This is a genomic window from Candidatus Margulisiibacteriota bacterium, assembly GCA_041658645.1.
Taxonomy (GTDB): domain Bacteria; phylum Margulisbacteria; class WOR-1; order O2-12-FULL-45-9; family XYB2-FULL-48-7; genus JBAZZV01.
The window spans coordinates 142,872-161,962 of sequence record JBAZZV010000005.1 but is presented as its reverse complement, the minus strand read 5'-3'; the positions used below and the strand labels follow the sequence as shown (position 1 = coordinate 161,962).

The following is a 19,091-nucleotide window of genomic DNA, read 5'->3' as shown; positions in this document are numbered from 1 at the left end:
TGACCCCTCTCCCCCTGGGAGAGGGGTCTTAGTTTGATCTAAGTTAGGGTGAGGGCTCTTAAACAACCATGAAATATATCTTATCCATCGACCAGGGGACGACGGGGAGCCGGGCGATCGTCTATGACAAAAAAGGGCGCCAGGTCGCCTCGGCTTACCAGGAATTCCCGCAATATTTCCCCAAACCGGGCTGGGTAGAGCACAAGCCGGAAGAGATCTGGCAAAGCGTTTACTCCACGGTCCAGAAAGTCCTGACCAAAGTTCCCCCCTCCTCCATCGCGGCGATCGGTATCACCAATCAGAGAGAAACAACGGTCGTCTGGGATAGAAAAACAGGCAAACCGGTCCATAACGCGATCGTCTGGCAATGCCGGCGGACAGCGGAGCGCTGCGACCAGCTGAAAAAGAAGTGGGGCTTGGCGGGATCGATCAGAAAAAAGACCGGCCTGCCAATTGATGCGTATTTTTCGGCTACTAAAATCGAGTGGATACTGAAAAATAGGTGCCAGGTACCAGGGACCAGGTACCAGGAATTAGCTTTTGGCACGACCGACACCTGGGTACTTTGGAAACTGACCGGCGGAAGAAGTCACGCCACAGACTTCACCAATGCTTCCAGGACGATGCTTTATAATATTGAAAAACTGCAATGGGACAAAGATCTGTTAAAGCTATTCAATATTCCGGCCAATATGTTGCCTAAAGTCCTCCCTTCGTCAGGCGAGTTCGGGCAAACGGTCAAGATCGGCAAACTGCCGGCCGGAATTCCGATCACCGGGATCGCCGGTGACCAGCAAGCCGCCCTCTTCGGCCAGACCTGCTTTGAGCCAGGGACGATCAAGAATACCTACGGGACAGGCTGTTTCATGCTTCTTAACACCGGACAGAAAAAAGTCACCTCCAGGCACGGGTTGATCACTACCCTAGCCTGCGGACCGGAAGGCAAGGTCGCTTACGCCCTGGAAGGGTCGGTTTTCATCGCCGGCGCCGCTATCCAGTGGCTCCGGGACCAGTTGGGGCTATTGAAGAAGTCCGCTGACTCAGAAAAGATGGCCTTAAGCGTCAAAGATAATGGCGGCGTTTATTTCGTCCCCGCTTTGGTCGGGCTCGGCGCCCCCTATTGGGACCAAAACGCCCGGGGGACGATCGTCGGTTTAACCCGCGGCGCCAACCGCAACCATCTGGTACGAGCAGCTTTGGAAGCAATGTGTTATTCGACTAAAGATGTCCTGGATACGATGAAAAAAGAGTCCAGTTTAAAGATAAATGAGCTGAAAGTTGACGGCGGAGCGGTTGCGAATAACTTCCTCTGCCAATTCCAAGCCGATATTCTGGACGCGAAGATCCTCCGGCCCAAGATCATCGAGACCACTTCCCTCGGTGCCGCCTATCTCGCCGGCCTGGCGGTCGGTTTCTGGAAGAACACCGCCGAGATCAAGCAGCATTGGGCGATCGATCGGAAGTTTACCCCTAAAACGTTAAAAGAAGATTATTATGCGGGCTGGAAGAAGGCGGTCGCAAAGACTCTCTCGAATTAAGACAGCAGTAAAATGCTATAATTACCTCATGTATTACGAGGAAGTCTTTAAGGCCCTGGAAGAAAACAAGGTCCGTTACCTGGTCGTTGGCGGCGTAGCGCTCGTTTTGCACGGCGTTGTCCGACTCACCGGCGACCTTGACCTGATGATCGACCTCGAAACAGCCAATGTCGAACTTTTCCTGAAAACAATGACGCTTATCGGATATAAGCCAAAACTTCCCGTTAAAGCGGCAGAATTTGCCGATCCGCAAAAAAGAGCCTCCTGGATCGCAGAAAAAGCGATGAAAGTTTTTCCTTTTATCCACGAAAAAGACGACTACAAGATCATTGACGTTTTCCCGGAAAACCCGATCCCATTCTCCAAAGCTTATGGTGACCGGCAGAAGATCACTGCCGGAAAATTGAACATTTCGGTGATCTCCTTTGATGACCTGATCGCTCTGAAAACCATGGCCGGGAGGGAGCAGGATAAAAAGGACGTTGAAATGCTCCGGGAGCTCAAAAAATAGTGAAAACCACCAAGGACGGAACGAACCGCTGCTCTTTTATAATTGATCGCACCCGCCTGCTGGAAATGTCTAAGATCTCTCCAGCCGGGCGTCTGCAGTGGCTGGAAGAAGCAAATAGTTTTATCGCTTCGATCGATGGCGGCAAACTAATGCGCCAGTGGCGAAAGTCTCGAAGAGAAAACTAAAGGAGCTGCCGGTTGCAGACCTATGACGTCATCATCCTCGGCGGCGGCGTCACCGGGACCGCGATCGCCCGCGAGCTCTCCCGTTACCACCTCAAGATCGCTCTGCTGGAAAAAGAGGCCGAACTCGCTTTTGGCGTCTCCAAGTCCAACTCCGGCATTATCCACCCCGGGACACAAAACCCGCCTGATTCATTAAAAGGGAAGCTTTGCGTCCAGGGAAATAAACTGACCAGGGAAATAGCCAAAGAGTTGGGGGTCGACTTTAAAGAGGTCGGGGAATTGATCGTTATTTTCAAGGAAGCGGATCGGGCTAAGTTACTGGAGATCAAAAAAGAGGGAGAAACGCTCGGCGTCCCCGGCCTGCAGATCGTCGAGCGGGAATGGCTGCGGAAATATGAACCAAATCTTAATCCGGAGGCCCTCGCCGCTCTCTACGCGCCGACCGCCGGCATTATCTCCCCCTACCGCTGGGTCTACGACCTGGCCGAGAACGCCGCCCGGAACGGGGTCGAGTTTTTCACTTTGCATAAAGTAACCGGTATTAGTAGAGAACCTGGAAACCAGCGACTAAACGTCGCGGTTTCCGGCTCCGAGCGAACTTTCGAGGCCAAATACGTCATCAACGCCGCCGGCCTTTACGCCGACGAGATCGCCAAATTGGCCGGGATCAACGACATCGTGATCAAACCGCGCAAGGGAGAAGAGTTTCTCCTCGATAAAAAGCGCGAGCACCTCGTCAATCATATTATCTTCCCCCTCCCTACCCCGACCACCAAAGGGATCCTGGTCATTAAGACTTCGGACGGTAACCCGATGATCGGACCGACTGCCCAGGATATTGATGATAAGGAAGATCGGACAACTTCTGATGCCGGTCTGCAACAAGTCTTAACAGCAACACGCCAGCTCGTCCCTTCCCTCAACGAGAACGACATCATCGCTTACTTTGCCGGGCTACGTCCTATTGCTGGCCACGACTTTATTATCCGGCACGAAGCCGAAGTCCCGGGAATGATCACCGTCGCCGGCATCCAGTCCCCCGGGTTGACCGCCGCCCCGGCGATCGCCTTAATGGTAACGGACTTATTAAAAATGAACGGCCTAAAACTCCGCCGCAAGTTCTTTTTCCACCGTTTCCGGCAGGCAACGATCCACCTCTTCGCCATCTCGTTCGCGAAGACGAGGGAACTGATCAAAAAGAACAAGGCTTACGGCGAGATCGTCTGCCGCTGTGAAATGATCTCGGCCCAGGAAATCCGCGAGGCGATCCGGCGCGGAGCGAGGACGCTCGACGGGATCAAGTTCCGGACCAGGGCGCAAGCCGGCCGCTGTCACGGCGGCTTCTGCACCACCCGGATCATGAAGATCATGGCGGAAGAGTTGAAACTTAACCCTAAAGCGATATCCAAACGCGGCCCCGGCTCGGAGGTAATCAAAGATGCTCGAGCGTGAGTTGGTAGTTGTCGGCGGTGGTCCCGCCGGGATGGCCGCAGCCTTGGCCGCGCAACAAGCCGGCGTTAAAGATATTCTCCTGCTGGAGCGCGATCAGTATCTTGGCGGCATTCTCAACCAGTGCATCCACCCCGGCTTCGGTCTGCATCATTTCAAGGCCGATTTAACCGGGCCAGAATATGCCGATCGTTTTATTAAGCAAGTCATTCCAGCCAAAGAGATCGAGGTCAGTTTAAAGTCGTTTGTTGTCAAACTATGCCATGTAGCGGCGGTCTTTAGACCGCCACAAAATGGCGACCTAAAGGTCGCCTCTACATTTCCATTCCTTATTACCTACATCAAGCCGGGAGAATTAGTTGAGGTCAAGGCTAAAGCGTTAATAATGGCGACCGGCTGTCGCGAGCGGACCCGCGAGATGGTCCATGTTGCCGGTACCCGCCCCGCCGGCATCTACCCGGCCGGCCTCGCTCAAAAGATGATCAATATCGAGGGTTGGCTGCCGGGGAAAGAGGTCGTCATTATTGGTTCGGGCGATATCGGCCTGATCATGGCCCGCCGTTTCACACTGGAAGGGGCCAAGGTCAAAGCAGTGATCGAAATACAACCGGAATCACGCGGTCTGGTCCGCAACGTCGTCCAGTGTCTCGAGGATTTTCAGATCCCGCTTTATCTCAAGCACCGGGTCGCCAAGATCCATGGGCAAAACCGGGTGGAGAAAGTAACGGTTGAAAACACCGAGAATAAAGAGACGTTTGAGCTCACCTGCGATACCGTCCTCGTTTCGGTCGGCCTAATTCCCGAAAACGAGCTGATCGAGATGGCCGGAGTGACCGATGTGACGAAGATCGCAATTCCTGGATTATTTGTCTGCGGCAACTCATTTAAAGTTTATGACCTGGTCGATTCGGTCACGCGCGACAGTGAAAAAGCCGGCATCGCAGCCGCGGAGTATTTAAAGAATGTTTAGAAAGATCACCTGCATAGAATGTCCCATTGGTTGCCAACTCGAGGTCAACGAAGAAGGCGGCCACGTCATCAGCGTGACTGGTAATAAATGCGATAAAGGCCCGGTTTACGCCCAGCAGGAGATCGAGAACCCTATGCGCGTCCTGACAACGACCGTCCTGGCCGTGGGGCTTGAGCCGAAACTGGTCCCAGTCCGGACCAGTCGGCCTATTCCCAAAGCGAAGCTAATGGAAGCTATGGCCGTGATCGCTAAAACCCGCCTCACCCACCCGGTTAAGGTTGGGGATGTGGTAATAAAGGATTTGTTGGGGCTAGAGACAGATTTATTAGCTACTCGCGATTCAACCTAATATATCAAGGAGGACTATTTATGAATATTTGGCGTATGTTTCTCGGCAATTTCAACCCGACGGTAGACAAGGAAAATAAGTTCAGAGAAATCGATAAAAGCTTTGAAGGTGACGATGAAATGATCGCCACATCTAAAGCAATATGGCTTACTTCTAGAGGCAACAATTATGGAATATCTGGGAACTTCGACCTCGCAATCTCTGATTTTAACGAAGCTATTTCCTTAAAACCCGATCAAGTAATGGCCCATGTTTCTTTGGGCATTGCTTATCGGGAAAAAGGATTACTAGATAAAGCCTTATTAGCTTTGCTTAAAGCACCTCACGCAACCAGCATATCTGGCAAAGAAATCAGCGGCTTCGACGCCGAAATATATGGCGCAATTATGACCATATATCTTTTAAAAGAAGACACTGCTAACGCAATCGAGTACGCAAAGAAGACGTTAGCTGCTTTGGACAATCCACAAAGAAAAGAAATGCAAACATTTGCCATGCGGGCAGGAGTAATCAACGAATCAAACGATGATCAACAAAGAATATTACTGCGAAAGCTCATTAACACAAAATAATTCGGAGCCAATGGCCCTCATCTCCCGCACCCGCCTCACCTATCCGGTTAAAGTTGGGGATATGGTGATAAAAGATTTGTTGGTGTGGGGCCTAGCCGTGGCAGCAACTAGAGAATCTGTTTAATCGGCCTTTACTTTCTTGTTTGTTTCTTTATCCATTTTTACACTTATTAACTGGAATTCTCGCTCAATCCTGACAAATGCCTTTGTCATTTCAGAAAGAATTATCGCTTGTTCTTTTTTAACAGAAGGAAGCTTAGTGTTGCCATGCCCAGCCAATGGCTCAGTACTTCTTTGATTAAATATCGCTAATATATGGTCCAAAATAGGCCCTGGCAATTTAGACTCATTACGATATTTTTCAAAGAAAGACCCCAAGGATTTCTCATTAATTGCTTCGTCGTTTAATACATCTTTTGCCAATGTTTCAAATATTGAGGCGCTCGAATGAAGAACTGCCGTATAGTCATCGTCCTTTAATTCCCTGTCCATTCTTTCTACTAGCTGCCGTATATTAGGGTGCTCTGCCGACATATCTGCCCCTTCAATTCCTTGCGCCGCAGCAATTTTAATTGTTAACTTATCGTTATTGCCCTTCTGATATTGTACTGAGCAATTTCCTTCGACCAATATTTCATTGATCTCCTTAATTGGCAAAATATCATTTTCAACATAATCAGCAATTATTTCGATCAATTGTCTAGTATTTGGTTTTAGCATGAGCAATTCCATCTCACCCATGTGATAGGCATTTTCAGCTGGATGATACATTCCCCAACCATCTGATTCCAAAACATATATTGGCAATCCTAAAACGTTATTTGCTATATTTAATAACTTATTTTGATTTTCTATTTCCCTATCCTGGTCATCAGATTTGACCGCGCTCCGAATCAATCTCGTAAGTTTTAATCTTGTTGGCTTTGGAATCACCTCATATTGCAATGCAATTTCTTCTTTCTTACTAAGCCCGTAAAACACCATCGCCCCTCCCTTAAATTATCACGCCAATTCCCGACACAGGATCATCCTTTAGCAACTTATATCTAGACCTATTCTCCCATTACTTTAATGACTATCCTCTTCCTCCGCTGGCCGTCCCATTCGCCATAAAAGACCTGCTGCCAGGGGCCAAAATCGAGCTCCCCCTTGGTGATCGGGATGATGACTTCGTGATTAAAAAGGATCGACTTCATGTGGGCATCGCCGTTCGTTTCGCCGGTCCGGTGATGATTATATTTGAGATTAAAGGGAGCCAATTTTTCGGCCCATTCCATAAAGTCTTGCTTGATTCCGGATTCTTCATCATTAATAAAGATCGAAGCGGTGATATGCATGGCAGAGACGAGGACCATCCCCTCTTTAACCCCCGACTTTTTGACCGCCTCGGCCACGTCACTCGTGATATTAACTATCTCGCGGGACGCTTTGGTGTTAACGGTCAAATATTCAGTATGGGTTTTCATCCTAAGCCGCGACAGCCTCATTTAACGCTTCGATTATCTCCAGCATCCCCCGGGTATCGATGTCGCAATACTTTTCCAGGGCGGTATGGACCCGCTCTTTCTCTGCCGGCGGGATATTCTCCCCAAAAGTTACCCGATAATACTCCACTCCGGCAGTCCGCCCCTCTCCGATCTCCAAGTTTTCATAGTTGCTGTGGGTGAGCGCCGGCAGGACCTTTTTCAGCGAAGCGCTCCCCGCCTGGTCGGGATGGTAGAAGAGGAACTGCTGGAAAGGGACCAGCAAGTCGACAAAACGATCCTTCAGGAAGACCGCCCAGTCGTTGTAATCGCGATAGACCTCGCTCGCCTTCTCAATGCAGGTCATCTCAAAACGGGCGTTGTAGGCGACGATCGAACCACTCTCGCCGAGCAGCTCTTTTAACCGCCGCAACATCTCCGGCCGGGGATCAATGTCACCCGGCGCCAGGTAGGAAAAATGCTGAGGCTTTCCACCCGGCTTATCCTGCACGAAAAGGGAGAAGAGGAAAGGGATCTCCTTATACGGACCGGTGTTGTCGTAGACCGGGAGCGCCGGACCGATCGTCTCGAAATCGAGGAAATATAACGGGTAGACAAGCTGGCCGAGAAATTCTTTCAGCGCTTCTTTATCAACATGCGCCGCTTTATCACGGTGGCTCTTGACCTGGATAAGCTGTTTCTCATCAAGCTCAAAATCATCAGGTATCTCGGTCACGTTCAAGATCCCCCGCTCCATCAGGTCAAATTTCTTCTTCCCCCCGCGATAGAGGATAAAAACATGGCCTTCGTCCGGCAAAAAGTCCCAGCAGAGGTCATAGAGCGGGCACTCGCGCGGGCTGGTGCAGTGCGGACCGACTTTGGCCTCCGGCTCGGTCTCGGCCCCGATCGTCGCCGCCATAGTGGCGATCTGGCCGGCGATCCCGGGGAGAAGCTCTAAGGTCTCGTCCGTTACATCTTCCTTGGTAAAGAAGCGCTTGGGATCGATCTCCCCTTTTTTGACGAACTCCTTGTTGATATGCATCAGGTAGCTCCGCCTGATCTTGAGCCCGGCACCGGCATAAGTATAGCGCTGGAAAGCGGCATCCCGGTAATGCTCATCTTTGATCCCCGTACTGCTCTTCACTTCGACAATATCCCAGGCATCGTCCTCGACCGGGACCAGGATATCGGCCAGAGCGTACGCCTGACCAAAGAGAAAACCAGCCTCGAACAGCGGTTGCCGCAGCTTGAGAGCGGCCAGGGAACGCTCACTATGTTTTTCCGGTGACCGGTCCCGCTCGATCGTCACCCCGTTCGGGAAAAGTTTCTGGGCCAGGACCCCGACCCGATGGCCTTCGTCAAAGACCGCCTGGGTCAGCGGGCCGATCCCGGGAAGGTCAGCTTTGCGGTTATAGTTATACCAGAGGAGTTTGGGACATTGCAGTCCAGCGAGGTATTTGCTCTTCGAGAGATAAGGCATTTTCGCCATTGGATTGATTATAACATGAAAGAAGCTTGCTTCGCCCCCAGTCAGCTGTTACAATTCGCCTACTATGAAAAACATTATTGGGGTTCTGATCGCGATCGTCGTCTGCGCTCTGGCCGGAGTGATCGGGCAGCTCTTCACCTTCCCGGAGATAACGACCTGGTATGCCGGATTGGCCAAACCGTTCTTCAACCCGCCCAACTGGATCTTTGGCCCGGTCTGGACACTGCTTTACATCATGATGGGGATAGCGGTCTACCTGGTGGTGCGGCGGGGATTCTTCACTCCCGCGGTTGAGATCGCCGTCGGCTGTTTTGCCATTCAATTGGTCCTGAACAGTCTCTGGTCGATCATCTTTTTCGGCCAACACCAGCTACTGCTCGCCTTTGTGGAAATAATCATTCTCTGGGCAATGATCTTGCTGACCATTATCAAATTCCGACCGCTCTCTCCATTAGCCAGCTGGCTGCTCGTGCCGTATCTCTGCTGGGTAAGTTTCGCGTCGATCCTGAATTTCAGTGTCTGGTTCTTGAACCGCTAGTCGGCGCTAAGTTCGAGATAGAGGGCTTTAGCGACAGCCACCAGCGGCGCGGCGAGTAACATTCCCCAGAACCCCATCACCCCGCCCAAGACCACTACCGCGACAATGATCGTCAGCGGATGAAGGTCGAGTTTATCGCCCAAAATCTTCGGCCCCAGATAGTAAGCCAGGATGGTCTGCACGACCGCGTAAAAGAGGATAACGTTCAAGGCCATAATGGGGCTTTCCAGCAAGGCGACCGCCACCGCCGGGACCATCCCGATGACCGGTCCAACGTTTGGGATCAACTGGGCCACCGCCGCGACCCCGGCCAGCATGATGAAATAATCGACCCCGAGCAACCAGAGGCCGGCCAGCGTGACCGCCGCGACGATCGAACAGAGGATCGCCTGCCCGACGATATAATTCTTCATGATCTGGTCCAGCCGCTTCAGGATAGCGCTGAATTTACTCCGGTGAGCTTCCGGCACGTACTGGGCGATCCCTTTGGCCAGTTTTTTCTCGTCGATGAGCATGTAGACGGTCATGATCGGGATGACAATGACCATCACCAGCTGGCTCATCAGGCCAAGCAAGGACTGGGCCGTCCCCTCGATCATCAAGACCAGATAACTGAAAACATTCTCGATCGCCCGGGGGAGCATCTTTTCCACCCCACCCGGCAGCCGATTGGCGATATACCAGCTTTGCAGCGAATTGAGCGAGTTTTGCGCCCGGGCGATCAGATCGGGCAATTGCTTGATGAGCTGGTTAAATTCGAGGTAGAACGGCGGAAAGACAAAAGCCGCCACCAGGTAAGCGGCCAGACAAAAGAGGACCAGGGCCAAGGCGGTCGAGATCTCGCGGCGCAGCTTCAGCTGGGCCGTCAGAAAATTAACGACCGGATTTAACAAATAAAAAAGAATGATGGCGATCAGGACCGGCCAGAGCGCCTTCCAGAAAAAGAAAATGATCACCAGCAAAACAGCCAGGGCGATCCAGCGGGTCCTTTGGGGGTATGTCATGGCTGTAATTCTATCACCCCGAAACCAAAAATGCGACGCCCCTTGCCGTATGTCAATGCGCATTGACATGACATTGAGAGGATGATATTATCTATCCATGCCACCAGCCAAGAATTGCTGCCAGCTCGACCTCACCGCAATGGCCAAAGCGCTCCAGACCATTTCTGAACCGAACCGGCTGAAGCTCCTCTGCCTCCTCCGGCGCGGCGAACGCTGCGTCTGCCAACTGGAAGAAGCGCTCCAGATAAAGCACAACCTGATCTGCCATCACCTTAAAGCCCTGGACCGGCTGGGGCTCCTCCGCTCAAAAAGCCGGGGGAACTTCACCTTTTACAGTTTAGATAAGAAGGCCTACCGGGCTTTGCTGACCGGTATCAACAAAGTTTTAGGAGGTTGAAATGACGGATAAAAGCATTAGCGCCAAGCTGCCGCTCTTTGAACGATATCTTTCGCTCTGGGTGATCCTCTGCATTGTGGCCGGGATCATTATGGGCAAAGTATTCCCCCAAATAATTGCCGGTTTAAGCCGTCTGGAAGTCGCCCAGGTCAATATTCCGATCGCCATCCTGATCTGGCTGATGATCTATCCGATGATGGTGCAGATCGATTTTTCGAGCATCGTCCGGGTCGGCAAGAAACCAAAAGGGCTGATCGTCACCCTCGTCGTCAACTGGCTCATCAAACCGTTTACCATGGCGCTCTTTGCCGTGATCTTCTTTAAATATGTGTTTGCCTCATTGATCAGCCCCACTCTGGCGACTGAATACATTGCCGGGGCGATCCTGCTGGGTGCCGCCCCTTGCACGGCGATGGTCTTTGTCTGGAGTTATTTGACCAAGGGAAACCCCGCCCACACCCTGGTCCAGGTCGCGGTCAACGACCTGGTGATCCTGATCGCCTTTGTCCCGATCGTCAAGTTCCTGTTGGGGGTGAACCAGATAATTGTCCCTTATGACACTTTGATCTATTCGACGATCCTCTTTGTGGTCGTCCCTTTGACCGGCGGATACATTTCGCGGCAACTGCTTATCAAGAATATGGGGATGCCCTGGTTTGAAAATGTCTTTTTACGGATATTGAAGCCGGTCACGATCATGGGTCTTCTTTCGACACTTGTCCTGCTTTTCGCCTTTCAAGGGAACATTATCATTGAAAATCCGCTGCACATCTTTTTGATCGCCATCCCCTTGACCATCCAGACATATTTTATCTTTGCCATTGGTTATTTCTGGGCCAAGAAGTGGCGGATCGAGCATCCTATCGCTTCTCCGGCCGCCATGATCGGCGCCAGCAACTTTTTTGAGCTGTCGGTCGCGGTAGCGATAACTCTCTTCGGATTGAAGAGCGGGGCGGCGTTGGCTACCGTGGTAGGAGTATTGACCGAGGTCCCGATCATGCTTAGTCTGGTCGCTTTCTCAAACCGGACCAGACATTGGTTCCCTAAGGAAGAAATAACCCAGACCAAGGAGGCGACGATCATGCCAAGAAAGAAAAGAGTTCTCTGGAAAAAAGCGCTGATCGCCACTGATCTATCAGCTAACTCTAACGAGGTTGTAGCGTGTGTCGCCAAAGAAGGCCCGGACTTTGCCCAAAAGGCAAATATTGTGCATGTGATCTCGGTAGAAACTGCCGGGGGCCTTGATGAGGCGATCGAAGAATTGCACAAGCCGGCCATGGAACTCCAGGTCGATATGCTGAAGAACGCGGGAATAGAGGCCTCTTACTCGTTCGCCTATGGCATTCCTTCCACGGAGATCAACCGCCTGATCAGCGAGGATAAATATCAGTTCTTAGTTTTGGGCTCGCACAGCAAAAGCTTGGTTGAAGAAATGCTCTTGGGGAGCGTGGCCGACAGCCTGATCAGCAATCTTTCCGTACCCGCCTTGCTTATCAAATGCCAGGGAGGCCGGCAGGCCGCCTGCCCGCTCGTCTTTTCCGGCAAGATACTTTTCCCAACAGATTTTTCAGATAATGCCAAAGCCGCTTTTGAAACCTTAGCCGACCTGGCCGGCAATTATAACCCCACCGTGACCCTTTATCATGTCCAAAACAAAGATACTATACCCGCCGATCTTGGCTATAAAATAGAAGAGTTCAATCTTATTGATACCGACAGGTTAAACAAACTGAAAGAAACCTTGCTGAAGGCAGGGGCTAGCAGCGTGAAGGTCAAGATCGAAACGGGCCACGGGAAACAGGCAATTATTGATGAGATCAACAACGGCCATTACGATCTGGTCGTGATGGGAACGCAGGGCCGCGGCTGGATCGAGGAGGTCTTCCTCGGAGATATCGCGCATGCCGTGATCAGGAATTCAAATACTTCACTTTTGTTGGTCCCATTTAGAAAATAAGAACGATCAAGGAGGAAAATCGATCATGGGATGTAATTGCAGCTGCGGTTGCGGAGAGCAAAAGACGGTGGGGACGGCGAAATGTCCGCTTTGTGCCAAGAACGGTGTCGCGGTGCCGCTGACGGCAGTCAGCAATTTAGTAAAGCCGGACAAGAAGCATTTAATAACGGCTCGCCAGAAATATTATTTATGCCTGAACAGTAAATGCCCTACTTCGTATTTTGATAAGTCAGGCGCCACCGTCCTCAAGCGGGGGAACCTAAAAGTTGAACTGTGGTATAAGGAAAACGCCAAGAAAAAGGTCGCCTGCTACTGCAACAACATCACTTATGACCAGGTCAAAGCACAGGTAATTAAGAACAATAAGCTTACCTGGAAAGAGATCGTGAGCGCGTATCGGAAAAAACCGATCGCCAAATGTGATAAATTAAATCCGACCGGCAATTGTTGTTTTCAGGTATTCTATGGTATGGTCAATGCCATCCTCAAAGAGGCTGGCAGAAAGCCGCTCAAATACTCTGCCTGTTGTTAGTAATTGAAGGGGGCAATTAAATGTTCCAATGGTTTGCCGACTTGGTCACCTATGACCTGCTCAGACTCCCCAAAGGAACCCATCTGGCGGATAGCCTGAACTTCTTCCTCTACGACGTCCCGAAGATCTATTTTCTCCTGATCATCATTGTCTTCTTTGTGGCTATTATTCGGACCTTTCTCCCCCCAGAGCGGATCAGGAAAATGCTTAGCCACAAAAAAGAGTTCGTCGGCAATATCCTGGCGGCCGGGCTCGGGATCTTCACCCCCTTCTGCACCTGCTCGGCCATTCCGCTCTTTATCGGCATGCTGGAATCGGGGGTGCCGCTGGGAGTGACCATGTCTTTTCTCGTCGCCTCCCCCACGGTCAACGAAGTCGCCCTGATCCTCCTTTGGGGTTTATTTGGCTGGCAGGTCGCTCTTACATATATAGTTAGCGGGCTCACCATTGCCGTGGTCAGCGGCCTCATTATTGGGCGTCTTAAGCTGGAAAAAGAGGTCGAAGCATTCGTTTTCCAGGTCAAACCGACCAAAATGGATGGCGGCCAAAAAATGACCTGGAAGGATCGCCTCGACTACGCCGTGGAATACGTCAAAGAGATCTTTGCCCAGGTCTGGTTGTACGTCATGCTCGGCGTTGGTTTGGGAGCGCTGATCCATGGTTATGTTCCGGTCGATTTTGTCACCCAATACGCCGGCCGGGGAAACCCGTTCGCGGTCCTGATCGCGGTCGTGATCGGGGTGCCGCTCTACTCCAACGCGGCAGGAACCATCCCCGTCGTCCAGGCGCTAATCGGCAAAGGATTACAACTCGGCACCACCCTCGCCTTCATGATGGCCGTGACGGCACTCTCGCTTCCGGAATTTATTATCTTACGCCGGGTCCTGAAGCCAAAACTGCTGTTGACCTTTTTCGGCACGGTCGCTTTAGGTATAATAGCGATTGGGTATCTGTTTAACCTGGTGTTTTAACTCACCCCCTTAATCCCCCTCTCTTAGAAAGAGAGGGGGAGAGGAAAAAGGAGAAAACAAATGGAAATTAAAGTATTGGGCCCCGGATGCGCGAATTGCCAGGATCTCGAGCGGCGGGTCAAGCAAGCGCTCGCCGAGTTAAAAGTTGAACAGATCACGGCCTGGCTCCAGGCCGTGGGGAAATAACCGCTTTTGTTATTTCTTTCCTACATAGTTTTGCTCTGTCTCGGTCTTTCCTTCATCGTCGACAAAAGAAAAACCTATCTCGGCTGTCAGCGCGGATTGGCAATGTTCTTGAACCTCCTCCCAACCCTCCTGCTGGTCCTGGCGCTGGTCAGCATTTTCCTCTATCTTTTCCCGAAAGAGGTTTTGGCTTCAACTCTCGGGGCCAAAAGCGGCTGGCTCGGCGTCCTGATCGCCGCCCTCCTCGGCTCGATCGCCCTGATCCCGCCGTTCATCGCCTTCCCGCTCGGCCGGATCCTCCTCGACCAGGGGATCCCGGCCACGACCGTCGCGGTCTTTATCACCACCCTGGTCATGGTCGGCATTTTGACCCTGCCGCTCGAGATCAAGTTCCTCGGCAAAAAAGCGGCCCTGCTGCGCAACTTTTTTAGCTTCGTTGGCGCCCTGGTGATCGGCCTGTTGGTGGGGATACTATATTGAAAACCAGAGTGTTGCTCAAAGACTATTTCTGGGTGATCATCTTCGCCCTCTTCCTGCTCGGCTCTTCGTTCGTCGGCTTCCGGCCCGGCGCGGCGATCTACGCCAACTTCAGCCAGTTCCTCCTGGAGCTGATCTCTTTTCTCCCGCTGATGTTCCTGCTGGTCGGCCTGTTTGATGTTTGGATACCGAAAGAGCGGATCGAGCGGCATGTCGGGCAGAATAGCAGCTGGCTCGGTTCTTTCTGGGTCATCCTCCTGGCCACCCTGCAAGCCGGCCCTCTCTATGGCGCTTTTCCGGTCGCCTACATCTTGAGGAAAAAAGGGGCGAGCGTCCGGAACATCTTTATTTACCTTGGCGCCTTCAGTTGCCTGAAAATACCTCTTCTCTCGTTCGAGATCGGCTTTCTCGGGCTCAAGTTCTCCCTCCTCCGGACAGTGATCACCCTCCCTGTCTTTTTCGTCATCGGGATTTTAATGGAGAAGTATCTGGGGAAAGATTACCAGTTAAAGTCGGTCGAGCTATGATATTTAAAAGAATGATCGCCAGGATATCGAACTGGCCGAGACAGTCGGCTTAAAAGTTATTTACTATTAAAACTGACCAGACTAGCCCTTCTCAATTTCCCTCACCCGATACGCTTAACACTCTCACCCTCTCCCAGAGGGAGAGGGTATGTTGCCTGGCATAACACCTTCTCCCGCTGGGAGAAGGTACGAAACTTTCGCGTATCGGATGAGGGCGGCGAAGCCTGGGGGATTTAAAACCCTTCTCCCTTTGGGAGAAGGTCACAAACCTTAACGCCACTAGATGAGGGCGGAAATGCCTAACTGATCCCCCAGCTAACCAGCCTCCCCTCAACCTCCAGCGAAGCGAAACCAAAGTTATCCCGTATCCACTCCAGCGCCGGCCGGCTATAGAAGAAGCGGTGGGTCTCGTCGTTCTTGTAATGCCATTTTGAGAAATCATTTCCCTCTTCATAAAGTTCAGTCATACAAAGGAGCGCCCCACCCGGCTTAAGGAGCGAGCGGAGGAGTTTAAACTCTTTGGCCGGCGAACGGAAATGCTCGATCACCTCGCAAGCCGCAATATAGTCATAGGTTTTCTTTAGTAGCTCCGGGTCATTATGGAAGAACGGATCATACGGCTCGATCTTATATCCCTCTTCCCGCAAAAGTTCGGTAATGACCGGCACCGGCCCTGCCCCAAAATCAAGGCCATGGTGGGCGGGCGTGAAGCGTCGGGTGACTTCTTTAATGATCGGGTCGACGAACGACCGATAACCCGGGTCAGCCGGGCTATTGTTATGCGCCTCGTAACGCTTTTTTTCTGTTTCCGGTGAGAGCTCGTCAGCCGGATCGCGAAAGATAGAGCGGCAACCGGAGCATTTGAAGAATAAGGTTCCGCGGTCGTCGTAGAATAGGTCAGCCGCGGCAGAACATAAAGGGCAGTTGCTCATCTACCCGTACTTAATCTTTAAATAGAGCAAGTAGACGACCAGACAGAGCGTGACCGAGTTAGCTAATATGACTGGCAATGAGCCGGCCAGCGCCCCGTAAACTATCCACAACACAACACCAAGGAATAAAACCACGAACATCAAGAGCGAGAGGTCCTTGGTATGGTGGCTGGTGTGCGCCTTAATAACTTGAGGCAAAAAAGAGGCCGTAGTCAGGGTCCCGGCTAAAATACCGAGGAGCAAAAGGATGTCGTCTGGCTTCATTTGGCGGCCGCCGGCTGGGCCAGGAAATCGGCCGTGGGCCGCGCCGCATCGAGGGCACAGCTCTCGGGCGTAAAGCTCCAGCCGGTCTTAACCGCGGAAACGGTCACCCGTCCGGTGACCCCGCCCTCCCCCCACTCGCCGTTGGCGGCGCTGGCAAGGACGCGGGCCTGGCCTTCGCTGCTGATGAGGATGGTCACGCCAGGCAGTCCGTAACCGGTGATTGGGTCAACGATTTTACCGGCCACGGCATAGCTGGCCACCGGGGCTTTTCCCTGCCCGCAGCTCAAGGCGGCAAAAGAGCCGGCCGCGCTTAGCAACAATATTAAAAAAAATAACCAGGTCCTTTTGTCCATATCGCTCATTTCTATCGTGCCTCATTTTAGCAATGTTAATTGAGGCGGGCAAGTGCTAAAATAAAGTTATTATGAAGGTTACTTTACTCGGGTTGCCGCAGGCCGGACAACAACAGCTCTTCTCCCTGCTGACCGGGATCCCGCTGGATAATATTATCCAGAAGCCGCTCGACGCCCACCCGGGAGTTTGCGATGTGCGTGACCCGCGCATCGCCAAGTTGAGCTCCATGTTCAAGCCAAAAAAGACGACCTATACCAAGATCGAGTTTCTCCTCCTCCCCGACTTCGATCTGCAAGGACCGCAGAAAGATTTCCTGGTCGCCCAGCTCAAGAACGCCGATGAGCTCTGTTTTGTCGTCCGTTCCGAAAATGCCGATAAAGAGGTCGCCTCTTTCCTCTCCGAACTGCTGATCTACGACCTGATGCTGGCGGAAAAAAGACTGGAGAATATCGAGAAGGAACAGCGCCGCAAAGTCTCCCCGCAGAACGAGAAGGAGAAAGAGCTGATCCAGAAGTGCAAGACTGCTCTCGACCAGGAAAAGCCGCTGATCGGCCTCCCTTTTGACCCGGAACAGCTGAAACTCCTCCGCGCTTACCAGTTCCTGACGCTAAAGGCGGTCGTCATCGCCCTCAATGTGCCGGAAGATAAGCTGAAGGAGCCGCTGGCCGAGCAGATCAGGGCCAAGTTCAAGCTCCCGGCGGTCCAGCTTTGCGCCGAGACCGAAGCGGAGATCAGCCGCCTCGAGCCGGCCGACCAGGCGGAATTCATGAAAGAGCTGGGGATCGACGAACCGGCACTGAACAAGATCAGCCGGCTCGCTTTTGAAGGTTTAGGCCTGATCTCCTATTTCACGGTCGGCGAGGATGAGGTCCGCGCCTGGCCGGTCCGCAAAGGGGCGACCGCCCAGGAGGCCGGCAGTATCATCCATTCCGATATCGCCAAAGGGTTTGTCCGGGCGGAACTGATGAAATACGACGACTTTATCGCCGCCGGCTCCGAGGCTAAACTGAAAGAGCTCGGCAAGTTCTCCCTCAAGGGAAAAGATTACCTGGTCGAGGACGGCGACCTGCTTAGCTTTCGCTTCAACGTTTAAGCGGTTTTTCAGCCCTCACCCGATTCCCTTAAGACTCTCACCCTCTCCCAAAGGGAGAGGGTATTTCGCTTCAACTTCTTTTCTCCTGGCGTAACACCTTCTCCCCCTGGGAGAAGGTGCGGAAGTTTAGCCTATCGGATGAGGGCAGGGAAAAGTTCAACGTTTAAGCGCTCTCCTTGAGCTCCAGCCCCAGGAAATAACTTAAAACGGTCCGCAGGGCGACGATCGCCGCCAGCATGCCGATGTCGTTCCAATCCGGCCGGGTGATCGTTCTAATTATATCCGCCGCGATAAAGAATTCGAGACCTAGGATCAGGTAGGAACCGAGTTTCTGGCGCATCCGGCGCTTGGGCCCCAGGTCATCGTTGAACAAGTCGAGCAGAAAGTCCTTCAAGACCAGCACTATCCCCCACAAGATCACCATTGCCCCCAAAGCGCTTATCCCGTAAACAACATAATTGAGCATTTCGAACATCTCAACACCCCCTAGTATTATTCTACCATGGTATTTATCCCGCGAGTGCGGTAAAATCATCCATATGAAATATATTATTACGTTCCTGGCTGTCGCCCTGCTCGGTTGTGCCGCCTTCGCCATGGGGAACCCTCCCCCGCTCCCCGGGGTCGCCGAGGTCCAGACCAAAGCGCAGGCTGAACTGACCAGCCTGGCCGACGAACTGGCTCTGGTTACCGCAAAGCGCGAACTCGATGTCAATTCGGACGAGACCATTCAACGCTTGAAAGCGATCTACGCAGGGCATCGCTCGATCGTCGACATCGTCACGGTCAATCAGGCCGGTTATATCGAGTCGGTCATCCCGTCGACCTACGAGCGGGCGGTCGGCCAATACATCGGCGACCAGGAGCACGTCATCCGGGCGATGAAGAGCGAACAGCCGGTCCTGGGCGGGATGTTCAAGACGGTCGAAGGCTTTTACGCCACCTCCCTGATCTATCCTGTGTTTTCCCTGGATAAACGGGTCATCGGCTTTATCAGCTGCGTTTTCAAGCCCGACGCTCTCCTGGGCAATATCATTAAAGATTATACGACCGGCGGCGCGACTATTGAAGTGCTCGCCCTCCAAACCGACGGACGCGTCATCTACAGCCGCGATCTCCTCCAGATTGGCAAGATGACCTTTACCGATCCCGCCTATCAAACCTACACCGAACTGCTCTCTTTGGCGGCGCGGATAGTAAAAGAACCGAGCGGCACCGGCAGTTACTCTTTCCCGTCCGGCTCCGTCGGAGCACCGGTAAGGAAGGCCGCCCAGTGGACGACCATCACCCTCTACGGTACCGAGTGGCGGCTCCTCATTTCGCGGACACAGTAATT

Annotated in this window: 25 protein-coding genes and 1 pseudogene; 18 read left to right on the top strand and 8 right to left on the bottom strand. The window is 52.4% G+C overall.

Features of this window, described 5'->3' with window-relative positions; all coding sequences use genetic code 11:
• The first annotated feature begins 68 nt into the window (after nt 1-68).
• The 7 genes from glpK to WC903_05700 are packed head-to-tail and all read left to right on the top strand — an operon-like array spanning nt 69 to nt 5,574.
• A complete protein-coding gene (gene glpK, locus WC903_05730) occupies nt 69-1,538 on the top strand; it encodes a glycerol kinase GlpK (protein ID MFA5893442.1) in 1,470 nt (489 codons plus the stop codon).
• A gap of 28 nt (nt 1,539-1,566) precedes the next feature.
• The gene (locus WC903_05725) at nt 1,567-2,049 is read left to right on the top strand and encodes a DUF6036 family nucleotidyltransferase (GenBank protein MFA5893441.1); all 483 of its coding nucleotides are present in this window, start codon (nt 1,567-1,569) and stop codon (nt 2,047-2,049) included.
• A complete protein-coding gene (locus WC903_05720; protein ID MFA5893440.1) occupies nt 2,049-2,234 on the top strand; it encodes a hypothetical protein in 186 nt (61 codons plus the stop codon). Before WC903_05725 ends, WC903_05720 begins: the two co-directional genes overlap by 1 nt.
• 12 nt (nt 2,235-2,246) lie before the next feature.
• Nucleotides 2,247-3,686 carry an NAD(P)/FAD-dependent oxidoreductase gene (locus WC903_05715; protein ID MFA5893439.1) on the top strand — a complete coding sequence of 480 codons (1,440 nt, stop codon included), beginning with the start codon at nt 2,247-2,249 and terminating at the stop codon, nt 3,684-3,686.
• Nucleotides 3,673-4,653 (top strand): FAD/NAD(P)-binding oxidoreductase, encoded by a 981-nt coding sequence (locus WC903_05710; GenBank protein MFA5893438.1) that lies wholly within the window; start codon nt 3,673-3,675, stop codon nt 4,651-4,653. The genes WC903_05715 and WC903_05710 overlap by 14 nt, the downstream gene beginning before the upstream one ends.
• Nucleotides 4,646-5,002, top strand: a complete 357-nt coding sequence (locus WC903_05705) for a DUF1667 domain-containing protein (GenBank protein ID MFA5893437.1) — start codon at nt 4,646-4,648, stop codon at nt 5,000-5,002. The genes WC903_05710 and WC903_05705 overlap by 8 nt, the downstream gene beginning before the upstream one ends.
• Before the next feature lie 20 nt (nt 5,003-5,022).
• Complete coding sequence (locus WC903_05700) at nt 5,023-5,574, top strand: tetratricopeptide repeat protein (protein ID MFA5893436.1); 552 nt, start codon at nt 5,023-5,025, stop codon at nt 5,572-5,574.
• A gap of 120 nt (nt 5,575-5,694) precedes the next feature.
• On the opposite strand, the gene WC903_05695 is transcribed toward WC903_05700, so the two are convergent.
• The 3 genes from WC903_05695 to WC903_05685 all read right to left on the bottom strand — a co-directional run bounded on the left by WC903_05695 (nt 5,695) and on the right by WC903_05685 (nt 8,526).
• On the bottom strand, nt 5,695-6,558 hold the full coding sequence (locus tag WC903_05695; GenBank protein ID MFA5893435.1) for a hypothetical protein: 864 nt from the start codon (nt 6,556-6,558) through the stop codon (nt 5,695-5,697).
• Nucleotides 6,559-6,626: 68 nt separating this feature from the next.
• The gene (locus WC903_05690) at nt 6,627-7,040 is read right to left on the bottom strand and encodes a secondary thiamine-phosphate synthase enzyme YjbQ (protein MFA5893434.1); all 414 of its coding nucleotides are present in this window, start codon (nt 7,038-7,040) and stop codon (nt 6,627-6,629) included.
• A gap of 1 nt (nt 7,041) precedes the next feature.
• Nucleotides 7,042-8,526, bottom strand: coding sequence for a DUF2779 domain-containing protein (locus WC903_05685; GenBank protein ID MFA5893433.1), 1,485 nt, complete (start codon nt 8,524-8,526; stop codon nt 7,042-7,044).
• Between the two features lie 64 nt (nt 8,527-8,590).
• Here WC903_05685 and WC903_05680 point away from each other — a divergent pair, with 64 nt between their 5' ends.
• Complete coding sequence (locus WC903_05680) at nt 8,591-9,064, top strand: TspO/MBR family protein (GenBank protein MFA5893432.1); 474 nt, start codon at nt 8,591-8,593, stop codon at nt 9,062-9,064.
• Here the strand turns inward: WC903_05680 and WC903_05675 are convergent.
• Nucleotides 9,061-10,068 (bottom strand): AI-2E family transporter, encoded by a 1,008-nt coding sequence (locus WC903_05675; GenBank protein MFA5893431.1) that lies wholly within the window; start codon nt 10,066-10,068, stop codon nt 9,061-9,063. The genes WC903_05680 and WC903_05675 overlap by 4 nt on opposite strands.
• A gap of 97 nt (nt 10,069-10,165) precedes the next feature.
• On the opposite strand from WC903_05675, the gene WC903_05670 reads away from it, so the two are divergent.
• The 8 genes and pseudogenes from WC903_05670 to WC903_05635 all read left to right on the top strand — a co-directional run bounded on the left by WC903_05670 (nt 10,166) and on the right by WC903_05635 (nt 15,112).
• On the top strand, nt 10,166-10,465 hold the full coding sequence (locus WC903_05670) for a helix-turn-helix domain-containing protein (GenBank protein ID MFA5893430.1): 300 nt from the start codon (nt 10,166-10,168) through the stop codon (nt 10,463-10,465).
• A 1-nt stretch (nt 10,466) separates the two neighbouring features.
• Nucleotides 10,467-11,507: pseudogene (gene arsB / locus WC903_05665) on the top strand (ACR3 family arsenite efflux transporter).
• A 39-nt stretch (nt 11,508-11,546) separates the two neighbouring features.
• Complete coding sequence (locus WC903_05660; protein MFA5893429.1) at nt 11,547-12,422, top strand: universal stress protein; 876 nt, start codon at nt 11,547-11,549, stop codon at nt 12,420-12,422.
• Between the two features lie 25 nt (nt 12,423-12,447).
• Entirely contained in the window at nt 12,448-12,954 is a 507-nt protein-coding gene (locus WC903_05655; protein MFA5893428.1) for a hypothetical protein, read from the top strand.
• 20 nt (nt 12,955-12,974) lie between these two features.
• Nucleotides 12,975-13,925 (top strand): permease, encoded by a 951-nt coding sequence (locus WC903_05650; protein MFA5893427.1) that lies wholly within the window; start codon nt 12,975-12,977, stop codon nt 13,923-13,925.
• Nucleotides 13,926-13,985: 60 nt separating this feature from the next.
• A complete protein-coding gene (locus WC903_05645) occupies nt 13,986-14,111 on the top strand; it encodes a thioredoxin family protein (GenBank protein MFA5893426.1) in 126 nt (41 codons plus the stop codon).
• Between the two features lie 6 nt (nt 14,112-14,117).
• Entirely contained in the window at nt 14,118-14,588 is a 471-nt protein-coding gene (locus tag WC903_05640) for a permease (protein ID MFA5893425.1), read from the top strand.
• A complete protein-coding gene (locus WC903_05635; GenBank protein ID MFA5893424.1) occupies nt 14,585-15,112 on the top strand; it encodes a permease in 528 nt (175 codons plus the stop codon). The genes WC903_05640 and WC903_05635 overlap by 4 nt, the downstream gene beginning before the upstream one ends.
• Nucleotides 15,113-15,411: 299 nt before the next feature.
• Here the strand turns inward: WC903_05635 and WC903_05630 are convergent, their stop codons facing one another.
• Genes WC903_05630 through WC903_05620 form a run of 3 tightly spaced genes read right to left on the bottom strand, consistent with a single transcriptional unit; the run spans nt 15,412 to nt 16,670 of the window.
• On the bottom strand, nt 15,412-16,044 hold the full coding sequence (locus tag WC903_05630) for a class I SAM-dependent methyltransferase (GenBank protein ID MFA5893423.1): 633 nt from the start codon (nt 16,042-16,044) through the stop codon (nt 15,412-15,414).
• Nucleotides 16,045-16,308 (bottom strand): SemiSWEET transporter, encoded by a 264-nt coding sequence (locus WC903_05625; protein ID MFA5893422.1) that lies wholly within the window; start codon nt 16,306-16,308, stop codon nt 16,045-16,047.
• On the bottom strand, nt 16,305-16,670 hold the full coding sequence (locus tag WC903_05620; protein MFA5893421.1) for a hypothetical protein: 366 nt from the start codon (nt 16,668-16,670) through the stop codon (nt 16,305-16,307). Before WC903_05620 ends, WC903_05625 begins: the two co-directional genes overlap by 4 nt.
• A 62-nt stretch (nt 16,671-16,732) precedes the next feature.
• Between WC903_05620 and WC903_05615 the strand changes: the two genes are divergently transcribed.
• Entirely contained in the window at nt 16,733-17,755 is a 1,023-nt protein-coding gene (locus WC903_05615; protein ID MFA5893420.1) for a DUF933 domain-containing protein, read from the top strand.
• Nucleotides 17,756-17,918: 163 nt separating this feature from the next.
• On the opposite strand, the gene WC903_05610 is transcribed toward WC903_05615, so the two are convergent.
• Nucleotides 17,919-18,230 (bottom strand): DUF1622 domain-containing protein, encoded by a 312-nt coding sequence (locus WC903_05610; protein MFA5893419.1) that lies wholly within the window; start codon nt 18,228-18,230, stop codon nt 17,919-17,921.
• Between the two features lie 64 nt (nt 18,231-18,294).
• Here WC903_05610 and WC903_05605 point away from each other — a divergent pair, with 64 nt between their 5' ends.
• On the top strand, nt 18,295-19,089 hold the full coding sequence (locus WC903_05605; GenBank protein ID MFA5893418.1) for a hypothetical protein: 795 nt from the start codon (nt 18,295-18,297) through the stop codon (nt 19,087-19,089).
• The last annotated feature ends 2 nt before the right edge of the window (nt 19,090-19,091 follow it).